This window comes from Roseovarius sp. YIN77, assembly GCF_057219155.1.
Genome location: NZ_JBXVVI010000025.1, coordinates 1 through 26,369, shown reverse-complemented (window position 1 = coordinate 26,369; position 26,369 = coordinate 1). Strand labels below are relative to the sequence as shown.

Annotated in this window: 24 protein-coding genes and 1 pseudogene; 15 read left to right on the top strand and 10 right to left on the bottom strand. The window is 52.6% G+C overall.

Annotation, left to right across the window (positions count from 1 at the left end; translation table 11 throughout):
* From AC2D8P_RS15385 to AC2D8P_RS15345, 9 genes and pseudogenes are all read left to right on the top strand, one after another.
* Nucleotides 1-366 (top strand): annotated as a pseudogene (locus AC2D8P_RS15385) (transposase); the annotation flags it as partial.
* A gap of 125 nt (nt 367-491) precedes the next feature.
* Nucleotides 492-890: a YybH family protein gene (locus AC2D8P_RS15380; RefSeq protein WP_484703688.1), complete on the top strand. Its 399-nt coding sequence runs from the start codon at nt 492-494 to the stop codon at nt 888-890.
* 354 nt (nt 891-1,244) lie between these two features.
* Nucleotides 1,245-1,841: an NAD(P)H-dependent oxidoreductase gene (locus AC2D8P_RS15375; RefSeq protein WP_484703687.1), complete on the top strand. Its 597-nt coding sequence runs from the start codon at nt 1,245-1,247 to the stop codon at nt 1,839-1,841.
* Nucleotides 1,842-2,247: 406 nt separating this feature from the next.
* Nucleotides 2,248-2,820, top strand: coding sequence for a ribosome maturation factor RimP (gene rimP, locus AC2D8P_RS15370; protein WP_484703686.1), 573 nt, complete (start codon nt 2,248-2,250; stop codon nt 2,818-2,820).
* A gap of 5 nt (nt 2,821-2,825) precedes the next feature.
* Nucleotides 2,826-4,454, top strand: a complete 1,629-nt coding sequence (gene nusA, locus AC2D8P_RS15365) for a transcription termination factor NusA (RefSeq protein WP_484703685.1) — start codon at nt 2,826-2,828, stop codon at nt 4,452-4,454.
* A gap of 22 nt (nt 4,455-4,476) precedes the next feature.
* Nucleotides 4,477-5,112, top strand: a complete 636-nt coding sequence (locus tag AC2D8P_RS15360) for an RNA-binding protein (RefSeq protein WP_484703684.1) — start codon at nt 4,477-4,479, stop codon at nt 5,110-5,112.
* Entirely contained in the window at nt 5,105-7,606 is a 2,502-nt protein-coding gene (gene infB, locus AC2D8P_RS15355) for a translation initiation factor IF-2 (RefSeq protein ID WP_484703683.1), read from the top strand. The genes AC2D8P_RS15360 and infB overlap by 8 nt, the downstream gene beginning before the upstream one ends.
* A gap of 150 nt (nt 7,607-7,756) precedes the next feature.
* Complete coding sequence (ppk2, locus tag AC2D8P_RS15350; protein ID WP_484703682.1) at nt 7,757-8,587, top strand: polyphosphate kinase 2; 831 nt, start codon at nt 7,757-7,759, stop codon at nt 8,585-8,587.
* Between the two features lie 22 nt (nt 8,588-8,609).
* Nucleotides 8,610-9,002 carry a carboxymuconolactone decarboxylase family protein gene (locus AC2D8P_RS15345; protein WP_484703681.1) on the top strand — a complete coding sequence of 131 codons (393 nt, stop codon included), beginning with the start codon at nt 8,610-8,612 and terminating at the stop codon, nt 9,000-9,002.
* 20 nt (nt 9,003-9,022) lie between these two features.
* Here AC2D8P_RS15345 and AC2D8P_RS15340 read toward each other — a convergent pair whose 3' ends face one another.
* The 4 genes from AC2D8P_RS15340 to AC2D8P_RS15325 form a co-directional block, all read right to left on the bottom strand.
* A complete protein-coding gene (locus AC2D8P_RS15340; protein ID WP_484703680.1) occupies nt 9,023-9,160 on the bottom strand; it encodes a hypothetical protein in 138 nt (45 codons plus the stop codon).
* 104 nt (nt 9,161-9,264) lie between these two features.
* On the bottom strand, nt 9,265-9,663 hold the full coding sequence (gene mutT, locus AC2D8P_RS15335; protein WP_484703679.1) for an 8-oxo-dGTP diphosphatase MutT: 399 nt from the start codon (nt 9,661-9,663) through the stop codon (nt 9,265-9,267).
* The gene (argJ, locus tag AC2D8P_RS15330) at nt 9,660-10,907 is read right to left on the bottom strand and encodes a bifunctional glutamate N-acetyltransferase/amino-acid acetyltransferase ArgJ (RefSeq protein ID WP_484703678.1); all 1,248 of its coding nucleotides are present in this window, start codon (nt 10,905-10,907) and stop codon (nt 9,660-9,662) included. The genes mutT and argJ overlap by 4 nt, the downstream gene beginning before the upstream one ends.
* A gap of 11 nt (nt 10,908-10,918) precedes the next feature.
* Nucleotides 10,919-11,767, bottom strand: coding sequence for a peptidylprolyl isomerase (locus tag AC2D8P_RS15325; protein WP_484703677.1), 849 nt, complete (start codon nt 11,765-11,767; stop codon nt 10,919-10,921).
* A gap of 182 nt (nt 11,768-11,949) precedes the next feature.
* Between AC2D8P_RS15325 and secA the strand changes: the two genes are divergently transcribed.
* Both secA and AC2D8P_RS15315 read left to right on the top strand, forming a co-directional pair.
* Nucleotides 11,950-14,646, top strand: a complete 2,697-nt coding sequence (gene secA / locus AC2D8P_RS15320; RefSeq protein ID WP_484703676.1) for a preprotein translocase subunit SecA — start codon at nt 11,950-11,952, stop codon at nt 14,644-14,646.
* 211 nt (nt 14,647-14,857) lie between these two features.
* Nucleotides 14,858-15,325 carry a hypothetical protein gene (locus AC2D8P_RS15315; protein ID WP_484703675.1) on the top strand — a complete coding sequence of 156 codons (468 nt, stop codon included), beginning with the start codon at nt 14,858-14,860 and terminating at the stop codon, nt 15,323-15,325.
* Between the two features lie 9 nt (nt 15,326-15,334).
* On the opposite strand, the gene radC is transcribed toward AC2D8P_RS15315, so the two are convergent.
* The 5 genes from radC to AC2D8P_RS15290 form a co-directional block, all read right to left on the bottom strand.
* Nucleotides 15,335-16,096: a RadC family protein gene (gene radC / locus AC2D8P_RS15310; protein ID WP_484703674.1), complete on the bottom strand. Its 762-nt coding sequence runs from the start codon at nt 16,094-16,096 to the stop codon at nt 15,335-15,337.
* 149 nt (nt 16,097-16,245) lie between these two features.
* Nucleotides 16,246-16,734: a sulfotransferase family 2 domain-containing protein gene (locus tag AC2D8P_RS15305; RefSeq protein ID WP_484703689.1), complete on the bottom strand. Its 489-nt coding sequence runs from the start codon at nt 16,732-16,734 to the stop codon at nt 16,246-16,248.
* 248 nt (nt 16,735-16,982) lie between these two features.
* The gene (locus AC2D8P_RS15300) at nt 16,983-17,390 is read right to left on the bottom strand and encodes a hypothetical protein (RefSeq protein WP_484703673.1); all 408 of its coding nucleotides are present in this window, start codon (nt 17,388-17,390) and stop codon (nt 16,983-16,985) included.
* 286 nt (nt 17,391-17,676) lie between these two features.
* Nucleotides 17,677-18,882, bottom strand: a complete 1,206-nt coding sequence (locus AC2D8P_RS15295; protein ID WP_484703672.1) for a hypothetical protein — start codon at nt 18,880-18,882, stop codon at nt 17,677-17,679.
* A 30-nt stretch (nt 18,883-18,912) separates the two neighbouring features.
* A complete protein-coding gene (locus AC2D8P_RS15290) occupies nt 18,913-19,833 on the bottom strand; it encodes a glycosyltransferase family 2 protein (RefSeq protein ID WP_484703671.1) in 921 nt (306 codons plus the stop codon).
* A gap of 259 nt (nt 19,834-20,092) precedes the next feature.
* On the opposite strand from AC2D8P_RS15290, the gene gmd reads away from it, so the two are divergent.
* The 4 genes from gmd (at nt 20,093) to AC2D8P_RS15270 (ending at nt 24,865) form a co-directional block, all read left to right on the top strand.
* Complete coding sequence (gene gmd, locus AC2D8P_RS15285) at nt 20,093-21,214, top strand: GDP-mannose 4,6-dehydratase (RefSeq protein ID WP_484703670.1); 1,122 nt, start codon at nt 20,093-20,095, stop codon at nt 21,212-21,214.
* 12 nt (nt 21,215-21,226) lie between these two features.
* A complete protein-coding gene (locus AC2D8P_RS15280; RefSeq protein WP_484703669.1) occupies nt 21,227-22,180 on the top strand; it encodes a GDP-L-fucose synthase family protein in 954 nt (317 codons plus the stop codon).
* Nucleotides 22,181-22,285: 105 nt separating this feature from the next.
* Nucleotides 22,286-22,987 (top strand): IS6 family transposase, encoded by a 702-nt coding sequence (locus AC2D8P_RS15275; protein WP_484703668.1) that lies wholly within the window; start codon nt 22,286-22,288, stop codon nt 22,985-22,987.
* 693 nt (nt 22,988-23,680) lie between these two features.
* Nucleotides 23,681-24,865 (top strand): tyrosine-type recombinase/integrase, encoded by a 1,185-nt coding sequence (locus AC2D8P_RS15270; protein WP_484703667.1) that lies wholly within the window; start codon nt 23,681-23,683, stop codon nt 24,863-24,865.
* A 472-nt stretch (nt 24,866-25,337) separates the two neighbouring features.
* Here AC2D8P_RS15270 and AC2D8P_RS15265 read toward each other — a convergent pair whose 3' ends face one another.
* Nucleotides 25,338-25,904, bottom strand: coding sequence for a hypothetical protein (locus tag AC2D8P_RS15265; RefSeq protein WP_484703666.1), 567 nt, complete (start codon nt 25,902-25,904; stop codon nt 25,338-25,340).
* Nucleotides 25,905-26,369: the final 465 nt, after the last annotated feature.

Below are 26,369 nucleotides of genomic sequence, written 5' to 3'. Positions count from 1 at the left end.
CCGTTTTGCGCTGACTTTTAGCCTCTCTGGCGGCAACGCCCATGATGCACCCGAGGGCCGTGCCCTGCTGGCAAACTGGCAGGCACCACCTCAGGGCGCAACCATGATCATGGATCGGGCCTATGAGGGCGATGAGACACGCCAGTTGGTGCTTGATTTGGGTATGACGCCCGTTGTTCCGCCAAAAGCCAACAGGTTGGTGAAGTGGGACTACGACCGCACCATCTACAAACGCCGCAATGAGGTCGAACGCCTGTTTCGAAGGTTGAAGGGCTATCGCCGCATCTTCTCAAGGTTTAAAAACTGGATGTCATGTACCAAGCTTTCCTCAACTTCGCTCTCATCGTGGACATGATTAAGTGTTAACAGGCCCTAATAACTCGAACCATTGGCCGGAGACCTCGAACACCCTGAGCTTGAATTTTTACAGGCCCTGTCATTTAGATTTCCTGCACCCCACCGACGACGCGCTGATCTGTGAAAGGAACGATATGGAAACGGTTAAAGAGATTTATCAAGACGTCTATCGCAACTATGCCTTGGCGTGGGAAACAGCCGATCCGGATTTGTGGCTTTCTCTTTGGGACGAGGGTGGAACGCAGATGCCACCGGGCGGGCCTTCGCGGAACAAGGACGATCTACGCCGTATCCTGCCACCCAGATTTGTTGAGGGTATGGTGAGGTCTTTTGTTATCGAATTGGATGAAATCGAAGTATTCGGCGACGTTGCATTTGTAAGGGGTCACTACACATGCGACTACGCAGAAGAATATGCGGAGCCTCGGACGGATGGTAAATTCTTGTCGATCCTAAAGCGACGGACAGACGGGAAATGGAAATTCCACATAGATTGTTTCAACTCTAATATTGATCCTGCGTACACCAGTTAATCCGCGAGCGGAGAGAAAAATCAGATTGGCATCCACCGCAAAAGGCCCGCTGCTGAATTTCATGCAATCCGCAGCGGATGGCCGGATTGAGCCCGGCCAGCAATCCGCCGGACATAGAGATCGATGATTGCGGCGAAATATACCTAAACTTCAGAGGCGCATATATAACTGATATCACCGGCCCATTTCTGGTTTGGCTTGTCGGCGTATACTTTTTTGATGTCGGATTTGTTTCTGACCTGCCGAAGGAAAGCTTGTTAGCGTGGTGATAGACTAGGCTGATCACAAGCAAACAGAGGTATCAGCTCCCGCTTGATAAGATTTTCGGTGGTCCGGCATATGTATGTCTAAACAGTGAAAGTGATTTCAATGCATGTACTTACGATAATCAGCCATCCAAATTCAGATTCCTTTAGTCACGCGATTGCGCATCGTTTCATTGATGGTGTCCGCGATGCGGGACATACGGCTGAATTGGCAGACTTGCATGCCGAAGGTTTCGACCCTCGTTGGTCGCTTCCTGATTTGGCTCAGTTTGAGCAACGCCCCATGCCGGATGACGTTCTGTTGGAGCAGGAACGCATAGACCGCTGCGATGCACTTTGCTTTGTCTTTCCACTCTACTGGTTTGGCATGCCCGCTATGATGAAGGGGTGGATTGATCGGGTCTGGTCTTGGGGCTGGGCGTATGACGAAGTAGGGGATCATGACAAATCAATGCAGCGCCCAAGAACCGGAGTGTTGTTGATTCCTGCCGGGGGGGCGCCAAAATCCTGGGAACCTTACAAACTCAGGGAGGCCATGGAAACTATATGGCGAACCGGGACACTTGGCTATCTCGGCATTAACGATCGACGTATTCATATAATGAATGGTTCAGCCGGTTCAGAATCTCGCCGCCAAGGAATTCTAATGACCGCTTATCAGGCTGGGTTGGATATCAACGAGTAGCATTCAGCAAGAGCAATAATTGTGCGCTGAGATAAATTGCAGAGTTCACGGCCATTGTTTTTGATCGTACTGATAAGATTTCGGCACCCGCTCTTTGGAAGCCTGTTTGTTTATTCGTAACAGCTTCGTGTCCCGCGGTCCTTAATGCGCTCATTGGAGTGGGTGAAGTGAAAGCTCGCTTCGTCGGCTCAACAGACCTTGGCGCGAAACCGGTATCGAACTGCGGTTAGGTTGGAAGGATTCTTATTTCTTCAATGACTGCCCGGTGAGATCTCAACTCCCCCTTGCCGACTCATCCCCTTTCCCCTATATCCCTTTCAACAGCGGCGCGCTGGCTTCCACCCCCAACGCTCCACCGGGAAATATCGACGGGCCGCGCGCCCGTTTTTTTGTGCTTGGATCAAAAATGTCAGACCTTGTTGCCAAAGCTGCCATAGACCGCCGATTGGCTGAGATTATTCAGCCGGTGATCGAGGATATGGGCTTTGAACTTGTGCGGGTCCGCCTGATGGGCGGAAAGGCCGCAATTGTGCAGATCATGGCGCAAAAGCCTGATGGCACGATCGAGGTCGATGATTGCGCCAGTATCTCGACCGCCGTGTCGGCGGTGCTGGATGTAGAGGATCCGATCTCAGACGCTTATACGCTAGAAGTGTCCAGCCCAGGGATCGACCGCCCCCTGACCCGCCTGAAGGATTTTGAGGATTGGGAAGGGCATGAGGCCAAGATCGAAACAGATGAGTTGATCGATGGCCGTCGCCGGTTCAAGGGCGTGTTGGCCGGGATCGAAGGTGACGAAGTGCTGATCAACATTCCCGAAGGGACCGTTGGCCTGAAATTTGACTGGCTGTCGGACGCCAAACTGATACTGACCGATGAGCTGATCCGTGAAATGTTGAAGGGCCGCAAGGATGCGGGCCAGATCGACGAAACCCAATTTGATGATGTGGAAACCGTCCTGGACGGGGATGAGGAGTAAGACCCATGGCAATTACCTCTGCGAACCAGCTGGAGCTTTTGCAAACTGCCGAGGCCGTGGCCCGCGAAAAGATGATCGACCCCGGTCTGGTTGTCGAGGCGATGGAAGAGAGCCTCGCCCGGGCTGCCAAGAGCCGTTACGGCGCCGAGATGGACATTCGTGTCTCTATCGACCGCAAGACCGGCAAAGCGACCTTTACCCGTGTGCGCACTGTGGTCGAGGATGAAGAGCTGGAAAATTATCAGTCTGAGCTGACCGTCGCACAGGCCAAACAGTATCTGGATGACCCGCAGGTCGGTGACACCATCGTTGACGAAGTCCCGCCAGTAGAAATGGGCCGGATTGCCGCCCAGTCAGCCAAGCAGGTGATCTTGCAAAAAGTTCGCGAAGCTGAACGTGATCGTCAATACGAAGAGTTCAAGGATCGCGCCGGCACCATCATCAATGGTGTGGTTAAGCGCGAGGAATACGGCAATGTCATCGTCGACGTGGGTCGCGGCGAAGCCGTCCTGCGTCGCAACGAAAAGATCGGCCGCGAAAGCTATCGCCCCAACGACCGCATTCGCGTGTACATCAAGGATGTCCGCCGCGAACAGCGTGGGCCCCAGATCTTCTTGTCCCGCACAGCGCCGGAATTCATGGCGGAACTGTTCAAGATGGAAGTGCCAGAGATTTACGACGGGATCATCGATATCAAAGCCGTAGCACGTGACCCGGGATCGCGCGCCAAAATCGCTGTGATTTCCTACGACAACTCGATTGATCCGGTCGGCGCTTGCGTTGGTATGCGCGGCAGCCGTGTTCAGGCGGTTGTATCGGAACTGCAGGGTGAAAAGATCGACATCATTCCATGGAATGAGGATCAGCCAACCTTCCTGGTGAACGCGCTGCAACCGGCCGAAGTAACCAAAGTGGTTCTGGACGAAGAAGCCGAGCGGATCGAGGTTGTCGTGCCTGATGAGCAGCTGTCGCTGGCCATTGGCCGTCGTGGTCAAAACGTGCGCCTGGCGAGCCAGTTGACCGGTCTGGACATCGATATCATGACTGAGGCCGAGGAATCTGAGCGTCGCCAGAAAGAATTTGAAACCCGCACCAAGCTGTTCATGGAAAGCCTGGATCTGGATGAATTCTTTGCCCAGTTGCTGGTGGCCGAAGGCTTTACCACGCTAGAAGAAGTCGGCTATGTCGAACAGGACGAACTGTTGGTCATCGACGGTGTGGATGAGGGCACCGCCCAAGAGCTGCAGGCCCGTGCCCGTGACTATCTGGAAGCCCAGGCCAAAAAGGCACTGGACAATGCCCGCGAGCTGGGGGCCGAGGACAGCCTGATCGGGTTCGAGGGTCTGACCCCGCAAATGGTCGAAGCACTGGCCGAGGACGGCGTCAAGACGCTGGACGATTTCGCAACCTGCGCAGACTGGGAACTTGCCGGCGGCTGGACCACTGTAGAAGGTGAACGCGTCAAGGATGACGGCCTTTTGGAAAAGTTTGATGTGACGTTGGAAGAAGCGCAGGCTCTGGTCATGAATGCCCGTATCCTGCTGGGCTGGGTTGACCCGGCTGATCTGGTGTCTGACGAAGAAGAAGCCGAGGGCGAAGACGGGACCGACGTAACCGAGGAGGCCGAGGCCTGATTTCAGGCCTCGGAGGCGCGTGATGTCCCGCGGTGGCAGGACAAAACCGGAGGCACCGTCTGAACGGCGGTGCATCGCAACCGGTGAAGCCGGACCCAAATGCGGGTTGGTCCGGTTTGTGGCCGATCCTGAGGGTCGGGTTGTACCGGATGTGGCCGAAAAACTGCCCGGCCGGGGCGTCTGGGTTTCGGCCAATCGCGCAGCGCTGGACAAGGCGGTTTCAAAGCGGCTGTTTGCGCGGGGGCTTAAGGCTTCCGTAACCATCCCCGAGGGATTGGTTGCAGAGGTCGAAACCCAACTGGTCCGGCGCACGGTTGACCTGATCTCTTTGGCGCGAAAGGGCGGCACCGCCGTCGCCGGATATGACAAGGTCAAGGATTGGTTGGCAAAGGAACGTGCCGTCGTGCTGATACAGGCCTCTGATGGATCGGAACGGGGCAAAACCAAGTTACGCGCGCCAACGGGACAAGACAGATATATCGGATGCCTGACCGCAAATGAATTGGGTTTGGCATTCGGACGGGAAAATGTGATACATGGCGCGCTTGGCGCTGGTGGACTCAGCAAACGTGTTGTAGAGGAAGCCAGACGATTAACCGGCGTGCGGGATAAAGACGGTGGAAGGTCCACCGGAAAGGTACGAAGACCACATGAGTGAGAATGACGGCAAAAAAACCCTGGGGCTGCGTGGTGGCTCTCATCCGGGCAATGTGAAGCAGAGCTTCAGCCATGGACGCACAAAAAATGTGGTGGTGGAAACCAAGCGCAAGCGCGTTGTCGTGCCCAAACCGGGCGCAGCAAAGCCCGGCGCCGCTGCCGGCAAACGCCCCACTGGTGATGCATCGAAACGTCCGGCCGGTATTTCCGATGCCGAGATGGATCGTCGTCTGAAGGCTGTTCAAGCTGCCAAGGCGCGGGAAGTCGAAGATGCCGCAAAGCGCGAGGCCGAAGAAAAGGCGCGTGCCGAAGAGCGTGAACGCCGCCGTGCCGAGCAAGAAGCCAAGGAACGTGAAGAGCGCGAACGCGAAGAGCGCGCCAAAGTCCGTGCCGAAGAAGAAGAACGCAAAGCCCGCGAAGCTGAAGAGGCCAAAGCCCGCGCCAAGGCCGCAGAGGCTGCGCCGCCGCCACCACCCGCCGATGCGGAAGGTGAAGTCAAGCGCAGCGTCAAGGCCACACCTGCACCGCGCAAACAGGAACGCGACACCCGCAATGAGGCCAAACCACGTAGCGGCAAGGGCCGTGACGACAGTGGCCGCCGTTCTGGCAAGCTGACGCTGAACCAGGCGCTGTCGGGTGAAGGCGGGCGCCAAAAATCCATGGCCGCAATGAAACGCAAGCAGGAGCGTGCGCGTCAAAAAGCGATGGGCCAAGCCCAAGAGCGCGAAAAAATCGTGCGTGACGTCAAGGTGCCAGAGGCGATTATCGTGTCTGAGCTGGCGAACCGGATGGCCGAACGCGTGGCGGATGTGGTCAAGGAGCTCATGAAAATGGGCATGATGGTCACGCAGAACCAATCCATTGATCAGGATACTGCCGAACTGATTATCGAGGAGTTTGGCCACAATATCGTTCGCATTTCCGACTCTGACGTTGAGGATGTCATCGACAGCGTTGAGGACAAGGATGAGGACCTGAAGCCGCGCCCACCGGTCATCACCGTTATGGGTCACGTTGACCACGGCAAAACATCACTGCTGGATGCGATCCGCAACGCCAAAGTGGTTGCGGGAGAGGCCGGCGGCATCACCCAGCATATCGGCGCCTATCAGGTGACCACGGATGACGGGGCGGTTCTAAGCTTCCTCGACACTCCGGGCCACGCGGCCTTTACCTCTATGCGGGCTCGCGGTGCACAGGTCACCGATATCGTGATTTTGGTGGTGGCTGCGGACGATTCCGTGATGCCGCAGACGATTGAGGCGATCAACCACGCCAAGGCGGCCGGTGTGCCAATGATCGTGGCGATCAACAAGATTGACCGACCGGCCGCCGATCCAAACAAGGTTCGCGCTGAATTGTTGCAACACGAGGTGGTTGTGGAGGCGATGTCCGGCGAAGTTCAGGATGTGGAAGTTTCCGCCATCACTGGCCAGGGACTGGATGACCTGCTGGAAGCCATCGCTCTTCAGGCCGAAATCCTTGACCTAAAAGCCAACCCCGATCGTGCGGCCTCTGGCGCCGTGATCGAGGCGCAGCTTGATGTGGGCCGAGGCCCGGTCGCGACTGTTCTGGTGGAAAAGGGCACTTTGCGTCAGGGCGATATCTTTGTTGTCGGTGAACAATCCGGTAAGGTTCGTGCGCTGATCAATGACCGTGGCGAACGCGTCGAAGAGGCCGGCCCATCCGTACCGGTTGAGGTTCTGGGTCTGAACGGCACGCCAGAAGCGGGCGATGTTCTGAACGTCGTTGAAACCGACGCTCAGGCCCGTGAAATTGCCGCCTATCGTGAACAAGCTGCCAAAGACAAGCGGGCCGCCGCAGGTGCTGCGACAACGCTTGATCAGCTTTTGGCCAAAGCCAAAGAGGACGAAAACGTCGCCGAACTGCCAATCTTGGTCAAGGCAGACGTTCAGGGCTCTGCCGAGGCGATCGTTCAGGCCATGGAAAAGGTCGGCAACGACGAGGTCCGCGTGCGGGTTCTACACTCTGGCGTCGGCGCGATTACCGAATCCGATATCGGATTGGCCGAAGCATCGGGTGCACCGGTTCTGGGCTTCAACGTCCGGGCCAATGCCTCTGCCCGCAACACCGCCAATCAGAAAGGCGTGGAAATCCGCTACTACTCGGTGATCTACGATCTGGTTGATGATGTTAAAGCCGCGGCCTCTGGCCTGTTGTCGGCTGAAGTTCGTGAAAACTTCATCGGCTATGCCCAGATCAAAGAGGTCTTCAAAGTCTCTGGTGTCGGTAAAGTGGCTGGCTGTCTGGTTACCGAAGGCGTCGCGCGCCGATCTGCGGGTGTGCGCCTGTTGCGCGACAACGTCGTGATCCACGAGGGCAACTTGAAAACGCTGAAACGCTTCAAAGATGAAGTGAAAGAGGTGCAGTCTGGTCAGGAATGCGGCATGGCGTTTGAGAACTATGACGATATCCGCGCTGACGACGTGATCGAAATTTTCGAGCGCGAAGAGGTCGAACGCCAGCTCGACTAAGTCAAGAACGATCCCAATCAATTTCAAAACCGCCCCAACATTTTGGGGCGGTTTTCGTTTGGGTGAGGGTCAGAAACTATTTTCTTGCATCTATGGTGGGTCTTCCTGTTCACTGCTGCGTCATGAATGACGTGAAATCGCGGGGGGACCATGACCAAAGAATTTGCAGAGGATACCAGGACCAAGACCAAAAAAATATCGAACAAGAAATATGATGCCGCCTTGGCTGACATGCAGATTGAGCTTGTGAAGTTGCAGGAATGGGTCAAGCAAGAGGGGTTGAAAATCGCCGTGATTTTTGAAGGTCGCGATGCGGCAGGTAAGGGCGGCACGATCAAACGGCTGACCCAGTATCTAAGCCCGCGCGTGGCCCGGATTGTCGCCCTTCCCGCCCCGACCGAACGCGAACAATCGCAATGGTATTTTCAACGATATGTTCCGCATCTACCGGCAGCAGGCGAGATCGTGATTTTCGACCGATCCTGGTACAATCGCGCCGGTGTCGAACGGGTCATGGGGTTTTGCACCGACGCGGAATATGAGGAATTTTTCACGTCAGTGGTTGAGTTGGAACGCATGCTGGCCCGATCTGGCATCATCGTGATCAAATACTGGTTTTCAGTCAGTGATACCGAACAGGAACGGCGCTTTCGGTCCCGTCTGACGGATCCGCTGAAACGGTGGAAACTGTCACCGATGGATCTGGAATCACGTTCGCGCTGGGTGGAGTATTCAAAGGCCAAAGACGAAATGATGGCGCGTACAGACATCCCCGAGGCGCGCTGGCATGTCGTCAACGCGGATGTCAAAAAGCATGCACGCTTGAACTGCATCGCGCATTTCCTTGACCAACTTCCCTATCAAGATGTAGTGCCCGAAGATATCGAATTTGGAGAAAGGCCCGAGCATCCAGAATATGTCCGTCCACCATTTTCAACCCAAAACATCATCCCTGAACCCTATACCCCTGGGTCAAAATAGACCCTGATCTTGAAGGCACCATATGACAGATACATTCAACGAAGACCTCTTTTTAAAAGGGCTGGAGCAGCGCAAGGCGACGCTTGGCGCCGAATATGTGGAAAAGAACCTGGCGGCAGCCGATGAATTTACCCGCCCGTTTCAGGAGGCGATGACCGCCTGGTGCTGGGGATTTGGCTGGGGCGATGACGTCATCGACGCCAAAACCCGGTCGATGATGAACCTGTCCATGATTGGCGCACTGGGCAAAATGCATGAATGGGAAATTCATTGCCGCGGCGCGATCGGCAATGGCGTCAGTGTTGAGGAAATTCGCGCCATCATCCACGTGATCGGCATCTATTGCGGTGTTCCACAGGCGTTGGAATGCTTCCGGGCGGCGCGCAAGGTTCTGACCGAACAAGGCATGATCTGAATTGTGGATTGTGATGGGTTTTAGGCGGCCTCGGCATTCACAGGGCATCCTGTAAATGTCTGGTTGCCAACCCGGACAACAATCTTACCGTTCTTCAATTGACGGACAAACAGCCCCTGAACCAGGATATGCGGCCCTAATCTGATTGTCTTTAACATGATGTCGCCCCCCCGGATCGATCACGCCGAATAGATTAACCGATTCTTAACAGTTTTGGAGTCTCAATCTGAATCTTCAATTTGGAAACAGTTTGTTGAAGAAATCAAAGCCAGTCCCGCAGGATCGGGACCAGCGGGATATCCGCAGGTGGCATGGGATAGTTTCGCAAATCGCGGGCGCGCACCCATTTTAGGGCCTGCCCTTCGCGTGACATGGGGGTGCCTTCCCATTTGCGGCAGGCAAAAAGCGGCATCAAGAGATGAAAATCCGCGTAACTGTGGCTGGCAAAGGTCAGGGGCGCCAAACAACTGCCCCAGGTATGAATGCCCAGTTCCTCTTCCAATTCGCGGATCAGCGCGACCTCTGGGGTTTCACCGGGTTCGATCTTGCCGCCAGGAAACTCCCACAGGCCCGCCATGGACTTGCCCTCTGGCCGCTGCGCAAGCAGAACGCGCCCATCCACATCGATGAGCGCAACAGCCGAGACCAGAACCGTTTTCAAGAGCGATAATCCCCGTTGATCGAAATGTATTGATGGGTCAGATCACAGGTCCACACCGTGGATGTCCCGTCGCCCAACCCCATTCCGACGCGGATCAAAAGTTCCTGACCCTTCATATGGGCGCTTGCGTCTTCTTCGCTATATCCCGCCGCGACCCAACCGTTTTCGGCGACCAGAACATCGCCAAAATGAATAGACAGCAGGTCACGGTCAGCCTGGGCGCCCGATTTCCCGATCGCCATCACCACACGGCCCCAGTTTGCATCCTCGCCCGCAATCGCAGTTTTGACCAAGGGGGAATTTGCGATCGACATGGCCACTTTTCTGGCATCAGCGTCATCGACGGCACCCTCCACGCGCACTTCGACAAACTTGGTCGCGCCCTCACCATCGCGTACCACCTGATGGGCCAGATCCAGCATGACCTCGCCCAGCGCTGCCTTGAAGGCCCCAGCCGCATCGCCATCTGCATCCGTGATAGCAGGGGCATCAGACTGCCCGGTGGCCGCCAAAAGCAGCGTGTCAGAGGTAGAGGTATCGCTGTCCACAGTGATACAGTTGAAAGTGCGATCGGTCAGGTCTGACAACATCTGCTGCAGGATCGGCTGCGCCACATTTGCATCGGTGAAGATATAGACCAGCATCGTCGCCATATCCGGGGCAATCATCCCAGATCCCTTGGCGATGCCCGCGATGTTCACGGTGCCCCCGATATCGACCGTGGCAGCAGAGCCTTTGGCGAAGGTGTCGGTGGTCATGATCGCGGCGGCGGCACCATCGATCTTGTCCTCAGACAGCGTTGCGGACAGGTCTTCCAGCTTGGCGATGATCCGGTCATGGGGCAGTCTTTCGCCGATCACCCCGGTGGAACTGGTAAACACCCGCGACGCCGGAACATTTGCGGTGTGGGAGACGGCCTCGCAAATCGCGGCGACGGATTCTTCGCCCGCCCGTCCGGTAAAGGCGTTGGAGTTGCCCGAATTCACGACAATCGCCGCCCCTTGTGACGCGTCACCACCGATTTTCGCCTGACAGTCCAACACATTGGCAGACCGGGTAGAGGATCGCGTAAACACCCCGGCAATCGCTGTCCCCGGCACCAATCGTGCCAGCATCACATCAGTCCGCCCTGCATATTTAACCCCGGCGGCGACGGCAGAGAACTCCGCCCCGGCTATTTTGGGCAATTGAGGGAACCCGTCTTTGGGGGCGAGCGGGGAAACCTGTGTTGCTTTGTCTGCCATGTCTGGGCCTCTTAATCTGCAAGAATGTCCGGGTCGGACAGGACCGATGGGTCCATTGTTTCGATATCTGCTTGCGTGATATCTGCGGCATCCGTCAAGGAATTGATCAGATTTTCCACAGCCTTTTGTTCAACATTGGCTTCCAGTTCGGCGCGGACATCCTCTAGCGCTGGGATCGGGGCATCGCGGGTGTCATTAAGCTTAACAACATGCCATCCAAACTGGGTTTTGACGGGGTCGGAAACCGCACCAACCTCAAGTCCAACGACAGCGTCCTCAAAGGCCGGGACCATAGCGCCCAGCCCGAACCATCCCAGCACACCGCCACCGGGGCCAGAGGGACCGGTGGATTTTTCCTTTGCCAGTTCGGCAAAATCGGCCCCACCATTCAAGGCCTCAATCAACGCTGTGGCCTCTTCTTCGGTTTCAACAAGGATGTGGGAGGCGTTGTATTCCGGCGCGGGCACTACCCCACCGTAGAGATCATCATAAGTGGCCTGAACGGCCTCTTCGGTGATCGCCTCGGAAACGGCCTCGGTCACGACCGCATTGGCGCGGATAGCCTGAGTTTCGTTTTCAATTGACAGGCGTACGGCTTTCGGATCGTCGCCTTCCAACGCCTGCGACAGGACCTCTTGCTGGATCATCTGTTGCAGAAGCCCCTGAAACAGAACCTCATCCGGCAGGCTTTGATATTGTTCGGGCAGGCCCTGGCGTGCGACCACCAGATGGCCCACGGTAATGTCTGATCCATTGACCGTTGCGACCACGGTATCAGCGCTGGTGTCCTGTGCCGCCACGGGCAGCGCCACCATCAGCGACAAAGCCGCACCCGTCAGGATTTTCGTGTGTTTCAGCATCTCTTTTTCCTTTGATCCGGCGCGAGCGGCGCGTGACGTTGACACTACCAGCCCCGCCCCTTACATCGCTGAGGGATCAAGTGTGTCTGGCAGGTTCTTCCCCGCTTACTTAGGGGTGTCATCCGGATCGGGCAAGGCGCATCTGACACGATCACATCAGGAACGCATCGAGCGGAGAAAACATGCTGGGTTTCGGAACACTTGCCAAAAAGGTGTTTGGCACACCGAATGATCGCAAGATCAAAGCGACCCAAGGGATCGTGGACAGGATCAACGCCTTGGAACCAGAGTTTGGGGCGTTATCGGATGAGGGCCTGATTGAAAAGACCAACGCCCTGCGCGAACGCGCCAAGGGCGGCGAGGCGCTGGATGACCTCTTGCCCGAAGCCTTTGCCAATTGCCGTGAGGGCGCCAAACGGGCCCTTGGCTTGCGCGCCTTTGATGTGCAGCTGATGGGCGGGATTTTCCTGCATGAAGGCAATATTTCAGAGATGAAGACCGGCGAGGGGAAGACGCTGGTTGCGACCTTCCCGGCCTACCTGAATGCTCTGACTGGCAAGGGTGTACACATCGTCACCGTCAACGACTATCTGGCCAAGCGTGATTCAGAATGGATGGGCAAAGTCTTTAGTGCGCTCGGTCTGACCTGTGGCGTGGTTTATCCCCAACAGGACCCGCAGGAAAAGAAAGCCGCCTATGACTGCGATGTGACCTATTCGACCAATAACGAATTGGGTTTCGACTATCTGCGCGACAATATGAAATCTGAACTCAGCCAGATGTTCCAACGCGATCATAATTTTGCGATCGTGGATGAGGTCGACTCCATCCTGATTGATGAGGCGCGGACGCCCTTGGTGATTTCCGGCCCAGCGCAGGATCGGTCTGACCTGTACGTCAAGATCGACAAGCTGGTCCCCCGTCTGAGCGAAGAACATTATACGTTGGATGAAAAAACCCGGAACGTCACCTTCACTGATGAAGGCAACGATTTTCTGGAGAACCTGCTGCAATTCGAGGGCCTGCTGCCCAAAGAACAATCGCTCTATGACCCAGAATCAACCACGATTGTGCATCACATCAACCAAGGCCTGCGCGCACATAAGCTGTTTACCAAAGACAAGGAATATATCGTCCGCGACAACGAGGTCGTGTTGATTGATGAATTTACGGGCCGGATGATGGCCGGGCGTCGCCTGTCGGACGGGCTGCACCAGGCGTTGGAGGCCAAGGAAGGCGCGGCCATTCAACCCGAAAACGTGACGCTGGCCTCTGTGACATTCCAAAACTACTTCCGCCTTTACAACAAACTGGGCGGCATGACCGGGACCGCAGCGACCGAGGCAGAAGAGTTTTCCGAAATTTATGGTCTGGGCGTGGTCGAAGTGCCCACAAACCAGCCCGTCGCCCGTGTGGATGAGGATGATGCCATCTATCGCACCGGGGGCGAGAAATATGAGGCCATCGTAGAGACCATCAAAGAGGCGCATGGCAACGGCCAGCCGATTTTGGTTGGGACCACATCGATTGATAAATCCGAATTTCTGTCTGACTTGCTGGGCAAGGCCGGGATAAAGCACAACGTTCTGAACGCCCGCCAACACGAACAAGAAGCGCAGATCGTTGCCGATGCCGGCAAACTGGGCGCGGTTACCATCGCCACCAATATGGCCGGGCGCGGTACTGACATTAAATTGGGCGGTAATGTCGAGTTTAAAGTGATGGAAGCCATCGCCGCCGATCCAGAGGCAGACCATATCGCGCTGCGCTCACAGATCGAGGCCGCACATCAGTCTGATGAAGATGCCGTCAAGGCCGCCGGTGGATTGTTTGTTCTGGCAACAGAACGCCACGAATCCCGCCGCATCGACAACCAGCTGCGTGGCCGGTCCGGCCGTCAGGGTGATCCGGGGCGATCGGCGTTCTTTCTGTCGCTCGAAGATGATCTGATGCGGATCTTTGGCTCTGAGCGGCTGGAAAAGGTCCTGTCAACGCTTGGCATGAAAGAAGGCGAAGCCATCGTTCACCCCTGGGTCAACAAATCGCTGGAACGCGCGCAAGCCAAGGTCGAGGGCAGAAACTTTGACATCCGCAAGCAGTTGTTGAAGTTTGACGATGTGATGAACGACCAGCGCAAAGTCATCTTTGCCCAGCGCCGCGAGATCATGGAAGCTAAAGACCTGTCAGAGATCGTGCAAGATATGCGCTATGACGTAATCGATGATCTGGTCACCCAACATATGCCACCCAAAGCCTATGCCGAACAATGGGATACAGAAGGCCTGAATGACGCTGTGAAAACCGCGTTGGGCCTGGATGTTCCCGTTGTGGAATGGGCTGACGAAGAGGGTGTCGACGATGACACCATCCGCGAACGTCTGGAGGACGCGTCAGACGAGCTGATGGCCAGCAAGGCCGCGCAGTTTGGCCCGGAAAACATGCGCAAAATTGAAAAGCAGCTGTTGCTCCAAACCATCGATGGCAAATGGCGCGAACATTTGCTGACACTGGAACATCTGCGTTCAGTTGTAGGGTTCAGGGGCTATGCCCAACGCGACCCGCTGAGCGAATACAAAAACGAAAGTTTCCAACTGTTTGAAAATCTTCTTGAAACATTGCGTGGTGAAGTCTGTCAGAAACTGGCGCAGATCAGACCGATGAGCGAAGAAGAGCAACAAGCCATGATCGCACAGATGGCCGCACAACAGCGGGCGCAACACGAAGCGGTCGCAGCCGCTGCACAGGCAGAGAAAGCCAAGGCAGCCGCCGCTGCGTTTGACGAGAACAACCCCGACACCTGGGGCAATCCCGGCCGCAATGACGCATGCCCCTGTGGATCTGGTGACAAGTTCAAGCACTGCCACGGTAAAATTACCTAAGCGAACCTGTTCGAATCCCCTTTCTGCAAGGGATTCGGGCAAAAATGTGCCGAGCACGATCATTGGGCTCGTAAATAGTCGTCATCCGTATGTTGGCCCCTACATGTAGACATGTCAGGGTTCTACAACATTCCCTATGTTGCCAGCCTGCCGAATTTTCGCCCGGATTCGATGGTATTGTTTCCAGATGCGGAACATACCGGAGGGACGGATGAGAATTCCCAAGGCTCAAAAAATGTATATCGCTTTGGCAGCTGTTGCCCTGATTTCAGGGCACATCGTCCAGGATACACGCATTTGGGGCGGCGACGCGGTTGCGCGACATGACGATGCCCTGTTCATTGAACCTGGCACAGTTCGTCTGGCCGCAACCAATGCGCAGCTCAGACGCTTTGTTCCGACATCGGGACCCGAATTTGAGCTCCCATTGCCACCCGTTTCCAGCCTGGAACCCGTCGCCGCTCTACCCAAATTACCGGTGCTTTCCCGGGCACGGCTGAAGGATATTAAGCTTAGCAGCTTTGACATTCCCACCGGAAACCTGAATGCCCACGGATCGCACTGCGACATCGCAATCACCGGGGGCAGTTTGGAGCAAGGCTGCCCGCACTCAGAGGTGCCTGTTCTTCAAAATATGGAAAGCCTCAGCTTTCATTTGGTCCAACAGTTGGGCGGCTGAGCGTGCGCCCTACAGGTATCCCTCTGAGCGAAAGCTCAGCTCGCAGGACTTGCCGATAATCAGGTGATCATGCAGGACCAACCCCAATGCCTCTGCCGCGGCGCGTATCTGATTTGTCATCTCGATATCAGACGCTGAGGGGCTTGGATCCCCCGATGGGTGATTGTGCACGAGGATCAAGGCAGACGCATTCAATTCCAACGCTCGTTTGACGACCTCTCGGGGATAAACGGGGACATGGTCAACTGTGCCTTTGGCCTGTTCTTCATCGGCAATCAGGATGTTTTTACGATCCAGATACAACACCCGAAACTGTTCCGTTTCCCGATGCGCCATTTTTGTATGGCAGTAATCTAAAACCTGATCCCAACTGGAAACAACGGGCCTTTGCATCACCCGTGACCGGACCAGCCTGTGGGATGCGGCCTCCACAATCTTAAGCTCGGTGATCACCGCATCGCCGACTCCTTCGATTTGGGACAACCTTTCCGGGGCTGCGGACAACACCCGGTTAAAATCACCCAAGACGTCCAGCAATCGCCGCGCCAGAGGCTTCACATCCTGACGCGGGATGGCCCGAAATAGAATCAACTCCAGCAACTCATACTCCGGCAACGCATCCGCCCCGCCGACCATAAACCGTTCTCTCAACCGTTTTCGATGATCCCGTATATAGGATGGCAACTTCCCACCGGTTGCTGGCGCAATGACAACCTCATCCTGCTCAAACAATGGAAGTGACGCTTCGGAAAACTGATTGCGCTGAGACATACTGAAAGATGCTCAAGCATGGTTAAGGATGGGTTAATTTTAATCACCCAATTACACTGATGGCATTACAAAAAAATGGATTGGGGCGCTCTAGAAAGAGTTTCCCTCGTTTGGGGGCCTGTAGCGGAACAACTTTGAAAGGTTTAAGGCTACGCGAACACCGAAGCGTGCATCGAAATCTTCTGATAACCGAACATATCAAAATCTTGTCGATAGTGATTGTAAACTGCCGAGAGCGTTTCGGCATCATAGTATTTTTCAATCTTAGATTCGATTGCCGATGCATTTAGTTTTCGTAGCGGCGAAGCTGAAAGACCAACCATTCCCAATGCATAGTCAAAGTCTGTCGCCAAATTTTCAAATCGACCCACATAGCTGACACCGACATCGCCATTTTCATCGATTACCCACGCCGCCTGACATGGCGCTTCCTCCTCTATCCGTTGAAAGGTAAATTCTTTGAACGTCATGCGATTTGCCTCGTTATGCCGATGGTGAATGGGGGTTCGACGAACATATTTATAAAGACTGACCTGGAGTTCGTAGGGATTTCTTACAAATGCGAAAGAAATGTAGTTAGTTGACTTTTCCGCGCCGAGAAAATTGGAAATCTCCCTCCATGTTCCATGTTGATGCACGCCCGTGATTTTCTTGTTCAACCTGTGAACATATTGATAGTTAAGTCCATCTGGTTGTCCCCTCGGCGCGATTGAATCTTAGCTATGAGCTTGACGCTTTTACGAACCATCGGGAAACGTACGATATTTTGCCGTATACATTGATAGGGTTGAAGAGCGTCCATAATCGATGTCCCTGCTGTCTTTGGGACATGAATAAACACAAACTTTTTTGAGTGTGAAATAATCATAGATAGATGCTCCGATGGTTACAAAGATTGAAGCTCTTTCGGTTCGAAAATGTCTGGAAGCGCTGCTACTTTAGCATCTAGTGTCGAGTAGGTTTTTTTTATGAGCGCCTCTTCAGCAGCAGGCAACATTTTTGGGCTTCTGGCGCGGCGCTGTGGAAGAACCAGTGGTAAGCCCGTGAAATCCCGCACTCGGTCCAAGTTTTGCCACAACGCTTCAAACCGAACACATAGCACCGGACAGTCGTTAAAGGTTGTCCATGCTTGGAGCTGTGCCTCAAGTCCAAGCACATCTCTATCTAATAGTTCGCCAAATACTCCTTTCGCTTTCATGTGCTCAAAATGTTCTGCGATCCATTCGGGACCTTTTTCAGACATTTGTAGACTAACGGAACGGACTGCTTCAGATGGCTCTCCGAAGATAAACACACATTTTATTCCTCGTCGTTTGCTTAGCGCATGAGGATAGTCATGCGTTTTGCACACTGTGCCACGTCTAGGACGACGCTCAGACAATGTCCACGAATGATCAAAAACTAGGCTTCTGACACGAGAAAAGCGCGCTTCAGACATTGCATGTCCAATGGCCTCATAGAGCAATGTGCTCCCGCTTCTCCCATAGCTCGACACAACAATCCCAGGCCTTCTAGATGGAAACAGGAGTTGCTTGAGCCTTTTGTCATCTACATTACTAGTTTTAAACATGCCGATCCATCTACATACGAGGCGCAAAAGAATTGCTTGGATAAATTGGATTACAAACGGAGTGTAGTAAATTCTGCGTCCGATTCAACTGACCAAGCAACTCGTCTCTTGCAGCATCAAGTGCCGTTTTTTGCGTGTCGGATTTCTCTAGGATATCAACAATACATTCAGCAAATTCATTCGGAGTGCTAGCTGCCATCGCGTTCCCATGATTTAGGTATCTGTTCATTCCCATCCCTTTGGAATGAACGATAGGCACAAGAGACAATACTCCATCAATAGTAATTCCCGATCCACGATATCGATACTCTTCTACATCGTATGGCAACAACAAAACATCGATAGACCGTAGCAAATCCCCGAACTCCTCAGGCGAAACCCCCACGGGATAAAAGCTGTGATACAATTGGCGACCATTGAAGATGCTTGGTTTCATTGAGTATGAAAGCTTAAGACTATGAGCGATGTTGCGTGGCTTATAGCTACGTCTAGTATTCTTCTGAGAAACAAACTCTACGCCATGTTTCAACTTTGATGTCGGAAGAATTGAGTTCAGTTTTCGTAAAATCGAAGGAATTTCAAGTGCCCCTTTTTCGCGCCGATTTCCACCTAGGAATCCGACTCTGGGCATTTTCACCTCAAATGGTTGCCTCATAGATGTGCCAGGAGTGAATGTTGGCTCGACTGAACATGGCAACAAAAAGTCATCTGTCGCTTTTAGGCCGAAAATCTTGGTAATCCGTTCGGACAACTCTTCTGTTTCGGTGTGAAGCGAAATGCGACCCTCAGAGATGTGGCGTCTCAATTCGCTAATCTCATGCGCGTCAAGCAGGCCAATATAACGTTCTAACAATATTCTAAGAAAAACTCTGATATTTGTTTGGTGGTTTTTCAGTATCGAAAGAAATACACGTATTTCATGGGGTTCTGCTGACGGAACTAAAAAATGATTGACGCAATCAGTTTTAAGGCTGGACAGATGAGATGATATTGCATCGATGTCAGACGTTAAAGAGCGCGCAGGCTCTTTGTATATATCTCTGCGGGTTGCTAGTATTGGCAGATATACCCGATTGCCCCCCTCCTTTAATGTACCGATCAGATGGTTGGTCACTATGAAAAGCTTTTTTCCACCCATAAAACGTTGAATCGCATCGATCTGCGTGTGCTCGTGCCCTCCCAGCAGATCGACAGATTTTTCAACAACAATAATCAATAGTGGCTCCAGTGGTCAATTTGGTTGAGTTTAACGTTTCATGCTATAGGCGAGCTGGTTGGCCAGTCTATGCATACAAAGTTTCCCCTTAACAGATAAGGATTTCTCTCGCCTTATTGCGCTGTTTGCATCCGTGATGTTTCCTGTTTTAACCAGCAACTTAACCAACCGCTTTTTTAGGTGGCAACGGACGTCGGTGTCTGACTCTAAAAACGCTTCATGTTGATCAAGTATTCTCGCAAAACACTTTGCGCGCACCTCATCAGAGGTTCGCCTAGTGATGTGATCCAAATCACTAGCCGAAGAATTGGAATGAGAGTGAAGGCGCACACCTGGTTTTTTCGAAAACCATGCTTGCTTGCCGCGGGAGATGAGACGGCAGCTATATTCTGTATCTTCATTCGTGACTAAGCCTTCGTCAATCGGCCCTAATTCCTGAAATATGCTTTTCTTGATCCAAAATCCGATTCCAAATCCGCTCATCCTTCGCCTGAAGGGTTCGTTGCTAGACACGATGCCTTCGGCTAGCGTTGCATTTTTCAACTTTGGCGAATGATAACTTGCGGCATCAACAGTATCGACCACCTGAATGTATGACGAGAACCCGTAGTCAGGAGAGGGGGAGTTGGCGATCACGTGATCTAGAATATACTTGCAATAGTGCCTTAGAATTTCATCGTCATCATCAAGGAAGAAGATAACCTCACCCCCGGCCTTGAGAACACCAAAATTTCTTGCGCCGGAAACTCCCGACTTTTGGGTATTTCGGATCACCCTGATGCGCGGATCTTCTAGCCCTGACAATGCGTCCTCGACGGACGCTTTGCTCCTATCGTCAATCACAAGAATTTCGCCATCGGCGGGTATGGCTTCAAGTGCTGAATCAACTGCCCGGCGTAAAAGCCTAGGGCGGTCTTTTGTCGGAATTATGATGGTAGCAGAAACTGACATTATACGCGGAAGCCACGATGTTATTCGCCGGAGTTACTTGTAAGTTGTGACGAATGCAAGAGATCAATCTCAATCTAATTCCGTTGAACTTTGCTGAATGTTGAGCAGAAAGTTAATCTGGCATGAGCATGCGCCGAAATATGCCGATTCTCGCCATGCGTGTTTCTTGATTCTCGCCAACCAATATGTGAATAGAGGCAGTCTAAAGCCAGATAATGAAATCTAGGCCATAAATCATTCGAGAGGGTTCTTAGGGCCAATGAGTAAATGCGCTTTGATCACAGGAGTTACGGGGCAAGACGGCTCTTATCTTGCAGAATTTCTGCTAGACAAAGGCTATGAGGTCCATGGGATCAAGAGAAGGGCTTCATCTTTTAACACACAGCGTATTGATCATATCTACCAAGATCCTCACGAGACAAATCCAAGGTTTTATCTACACTACGGTGACTTGACCGATACATCTAATCTGATCCGCATTTTGAAGAACATTGAACCTGACGAGATATATAATCTTGGGGCCCAATCTCACGTAGCAGTGAGTTTTGAGGCACCGGAATATACGGCCGATGTGGACGCGATCGGAACATTGAGAATTCTGGAAGCCGTTCGTTTTTTAGGCTTGGCTTCAAAAAGCAGGTTCTATCAAGCTTCAACTTCAGAGTTATACGGACTTGTTCAAGAAGTGCCGCAAACTGAAAAAACCCCGTTCTATCCCCGCAGCCCATACGCTGTTGCCAAAATGTATGCGTATTGGATTACTGTAAACTACCGAGAAGCCTATGGTTTGTACGCTTGCAACGGGATCTTGTTCAACCATGAAAGCCCCCGTCGGGGGGAGACATTCGTTACTCGAAAGATAACAATGGGCTTGGCAAACATTTCACAGGGGTTGGAAGACTGCCTTTATATGGGAAACATCGATGCTCAAAGGGATTGGGGGCATGCCAAAGATTATGTGCGGATGCAGTGGTTAATGCTTCAACAAGACCGTCCGGATGATTTTGTTATCGCAACAGGCCAACAGCATTCTGTACGCGAGTTCATTATCTGGGCAGCTGAAGATTTGGGGATCACGCTAGAGTTTAGGGGCCAGGGAGTGGATGAGTACGCCGTGGTTGCAGCAATCCAGGAAAACCAGTCCACAACTCTATCGGTTGGTGACGTTATTGTCAGGATTGATCCGAAGTACTTCCGCCCCGCAGAAGTTGAAACGCTTCTCGGCGATCCTTCGAAAGCGAAGCGAGAGCTTGGCTGGATCCCTGAAGTCACTGCTCGCGATATGTGCAGCGAAATGGTTGCACATGATTTACTCGATGCCAAAAGACACGCATTGCTAAAAATGCACGGTATGTCTTTGCCAATTCCCCTCGGAAGTTGACGGATTTTTTCCATGAAGTGCTTTGTCGCAGGTCATAACGGAATGGTAGGCAGTGCAATCATGCGTCGTTTGGTTGCTGAGCAAAATCATGACGGGTCCATCGAAATCTTATTCCGATCACGATCAGAGCTAGATTTGAGCGATCAGATTGCTGTTAAAGCTTTCATGCAATCAGAGCGACCAGATATGGTTATCCTTGCTGCGGCAAAGGTTGGTGGAATTCATGCAAATAACACTTATCCCGCTGATTTCATTTACCAAAACCTGATGATTCAAAATAACGTGATTCACCAATCATTTACTGCAGGGGTTGAGAAGCTATTGTTTCTTGGGTCGTCTTGTATCTATCCAAAACATGCTGAGCAGCCGATCAAAGAAATCGCGCTATTGACTGGTCCATTGGAACCAACAAACGAGCCATATGCCATTGCGAAGATTGCCGGTATAAAGCTCTGCGAGAGTTACAATCGCCAATATGGAACCGACTATCGAAGCGTAATGCCGTCAAACCTGTATGGAGTTGGAGATAATTTTCACCCTGAAAATTCCCATGTATTGCCCGCAATGATAAGAAGATTCCACAAAGCGGTTGAGAATAATCTTCCGGAAGTAACCATCTGGGGGACCGGCCTGCCGAAAAGAGAATTCCTGAACGTGGATGATATGGCCTCTGCTTCTCTCTTTGTCTTAGGACTGTCCAAACACGACTACGGAAACGCTACGCATCAAATGCTGAGTCACGTAAATGTTGGTTCTGGAACTGAAATCAGCATTCTCGAACTTGCCGAGCTTATTGCACGGATTACTAAATTCAAAGGCCGGATTACCGTGGATCCGACCAAACCAGACGGGGCTATGAGGAAAGTGATGGATACCTCAAAGCTGCGACAACTCGGCTGGAGGAGTAAGATACCGTTGGAGCAAGGCATAAGAGATACATATCACTGGTTCTGCAATCAGGATTGATCGCTGTAGTTTCCTTACATTTCCGGCTACTGTGATATTTCAAGGGTGTTGTCACGTTAACTTCCACCAATTGTTCCAGACGTGGAATGTAGATATGAGTTTTCGATGAACTCGCCATCGATCTCGTACAAACGCCACTGCTTCCTTTCTGAAATCATCAGCCATGCCGTCTGGCTGTATTGCCGTTTCAACATGAGCTTTCGCGAAGTTGAGGAGTTGTTTCTGGAGCGCGGCATCGACGTGTCTTACGAAACGATCCGGCAGTGGGTTGGTAAGTTCGGGCCAATCATTGCTCGGGGAATACGCCGGCGGCAGCGCCAACCCGGCGATGTCTGGCATCTCGACGAAGTCGTTGTGACGATCAAAGGTCGTAAGTTTTGGCTGTGGCGCGCGGTCGATCAGAGCGGATTGGTCTTGGACGAGAACCTTCAATCACGACGCAACACCAAAGCAGCGAAACGTCTGCTTGTGCGGTTGATGAAGAGACATCGCTGCATACCGAAGCGTTTTATCACTGACAAATTACGATCATATGGCGCTGCCAAACGCTTAGTTGCTCCGGGTGTTGAGCACAGGTCTCACAAAGGCCTCAACAATCGCGCTGAGAATAGCCATCTACCATTCCGAAAGCGAGAAAGAGCCATGCAGGGTTATCGTTCACCGGGCAATCTGCAACGCTTCGTGACAATTCATTCCGCCATCCGAAATTGCTTCTCTGTCCCAACTCACCGCCAATCCGCTCTGACAATTCGATATCATCGGCTTGAAGGATTCGATGCGTGGAACGCTGCAACCACGGCTGCTTGAAAGACAATGCCTGTGCTGTTTTGAAACACGCTCAGTTAACGTGACAACACTAGTCCAGTAGTCCATTATAGCGAACGCTGCGGGCTCTGCTGCATTCAGCGCATTGATCATTTGGTCGACTATTGTTTTATTCTTTTCGTCATCATTACCAAAGCGCTCACCTTTCCAGTGGAATGATGCTGGACTATGAATATGAAGATCCCAAGCACGCCATTCTGATCCTCGTGGATACTCTTTTAGTTCCATTCTGAAATTGTCCAATTTAGCCGAACATTTAGTTCTGCACCAACAATGTCAGACACAATCAAGAGGTGAAGGGCCAAATATCTATTTCTACCCAAACCTTGTGTTCATTAGGGATTTGATTCCCACCTATTCACACTAAAGCGCTCCGCTGTAGCACCGATGTAGCACCGGATGCCGATCGGCAAATAGCACTAACGCCCCGAAGGGCGTTAAGTCGTTGTAAATAAAGTGGAAAATTGGTTGCGGGAGTAGGATTTGAACCTACGACCTTCAGGTTATGAGGCGGCTCAGGCCTATTTCTACAGATTGCGCCCAACAGCGCTCATTTACCCTATCTTATTGGAATCATTATTTTTTAATTGACGTCGACTTCACTCAGCTTCTACCCCTTACCCCACTGATCGCTTCCAATTGCTTCCACAGTGCTTCCACGGGGACGGATAGAAAATGCAAAAACTGACCAAACGTACAGTCGATGCCTTACAGCCAAAGGCGAAAGATTTCTTTGTCTGGGATAGCCAGATTACTGGATTTGGTGTGCGTGTCATGCCATCGGGTGCAAAGACTTATCAGGCACAGTACCGCAAGGGCGGTCGGACCCGCAGGGTATCACTTGGTCGGCACGGTAAGATCACCGTTGACGAAGCTAGAAGGCTGGCAAAGGACGTCATGGGTCAAGTCGCAATGGGGGACAACCCCGCCGAAGACATTGCACAACAGAGACGCGCCCCGACTGTATCTTCGCTATGTGATCGCTTCTTTGCAGAGCATGCTTTGGAGCGGTGTAAACCAACCACTCAGAAGGAGTATCGTCGCGCGCTCAATATCTTCATCAAACCTGCCATCGGTAGCTTCAAGGTGATCGACGTTGAGCGGAAAGACATTGCCGCGCTGCATCACAAATACAAACACATACCCTACCAAGCAAACCGCACGCTTCAGGTGTTATCAAAGATGTTCAACATGGCCGAGATTTGGGGCTTGCGCCCGGATGGATCTAACCCCTGCCGTCATGTCCCAAAGTATCGGGAGGTGAAGCGGGAGCGTTATCTAAGCCAGCACGAGCTGCAAAGTCTTGGACAGGCACTGGCGGAGTCCGAGCAAGACGGGTCAGAAAGCGTATTTGTAGTCGCGGCCTTTCGCCTGTTGATCCTGACAGGATGCCGTCTGAAGGAAATCCAGACGCTGCAATGGGCGTTCATCACAGATGCAGGAATGGAACTGCCCGATACAAAGACGGGCGCACGGCGTATCCCGCTTCCAGCGGCTGCAAGAGCCGTTCTGTCCGCTCTGCCGCGTACTCCCGGAAATCCTTATGTGATCGAAGGCAAGCTGGAAGATAGCCACATTACCGACCTTCAGCACCCGTGGCGACGCATCCGGGAACGGGCCGGATTGTCGGACGTCCGCATTCACGATTTGCGACACACCTATGCGTCGAATGCCGTATCGTCTGGCATGCCCATCCAAATGGTTGGACGGCTCCTTGGTCACACCCAAATTCAAACAACAATGCGATACGCACACTTGGCGGATGATCCGGTCAGACGAGCCGCAGAAGAGAATGCGGATAGATTGAATGCATTTGTGGGCACACCACCGACGGAGCAGATATTGCGCATCGTACGATAGCTCAGGGTGTCATTGAGGCGTTAGAGCAGTCAAAAGACGTCGAAATAAATCACGCTTGGTGTTTAGAAGTGCTTCCCAGTGACCGCTTACCTATGTCCACTGAAAGCAAGCCGACAAAAGCGTAAGCGCCGCAATGGTGGAGAATAGTTTGAGATGTTTCTTCATGTTTCCGGCTCCTTATTGGCATATTAATTCATCATGTGTTGGCGCGCCGGAACTTCAAACTCTTTTGAATTGCCAACATGAAACAAGTGCAGGTTGTTTCGGGAACAGTTTGAATATTGATCCTCTAGTGCAACCCGTTTGTCGTTGAGTTAACAGCGAGGGGAACACCCATGGCAAAGTATAATTTGCTCAGGATATAGATTGCGCCGAAAAATACGGTCAAAGTCTGCAATGCGGACAAAGCGGGTGTTGATTGTTCGCTTGCTTGAACGACTCTGCCAAAACACACAGGTTCGCGATGACGTGCCTAGAACGGTGTCCGTTTGCCGGATCGGTATGACCGCTCGATGTGGTCTGCATCGACGAACGAACGCAAGTTAGCGCCACCATACATAAACCCGAAGGGACGGCACCCAGCGGTGAATACTACGATCGAGGTGCTGCTGCCGTTTGCAAAGTTAACCCGAGCAACAACGTGATAAATATTGTTGCCGGTGACTAATGGCCGGTCGGCCAACCGCGCATCGAATGACGTAGTGTCGCCTTGGTGCTCGCCGCGTCTGCCAGCCATCAGTTGGAAGTACTCGTAAATGGCCAGACGTTTGATTTCGGAATTCTGACCCCATTCCGTCCACGCCCGCTTGAAATTGTATCTGCCGAATTGCTCTACATCGATATTTGCCAGAAAATACTCAAACAACGACTTCCGATCGTTTCGATTGATGCCAAATAACTCGTTGAGACCGGTCTTTAAGCACGTCTCGATATTCGAGGGAACATCTGTCTTGACGTAGGCACCATCAGCTCTGGCCTGCGTGGGTTCCACTAAAGACAAAATGAGGGTGATCAAAAAGTAAGCCAGAATGCGTGACATATCTCACCCTCACGGAAGATTTTTTTGCCTTTGTGCTCTTCTCGAGCGAAGTGGTGCACGCTCAATTTGCTCCACAACAAAAGACATAATGAGTAAACGCCCGACAAACGGGAAATCCAAAGTAGAGTGAATTTCATACTGGAAGCTGCCAGATATCTCGAGATTAACGATGGCCGCTGTGGGGCTCAAAGCGGATCTTCACGACAAAAGTTCAGCCGTCTACGTAACGTATGGTTACATTACGTAGGCGTGTGAGCACCCTTATCTTACATAACAGGGTTGCATGATCTCTACCCTACCCTTACCCGGAGTAGGAGTATGAGCCGGGTAGGCATCTACCCTGTCTTAGCCCCCTAAAACTGTGCCACTACTTGAGTGTTACAGAAGGAACGAGGGATGGCTCGAAAACGGTATTCGGATGAGGATGCGCTGAAGATATTGCGCGAGATTGATGTGCACCTGCAC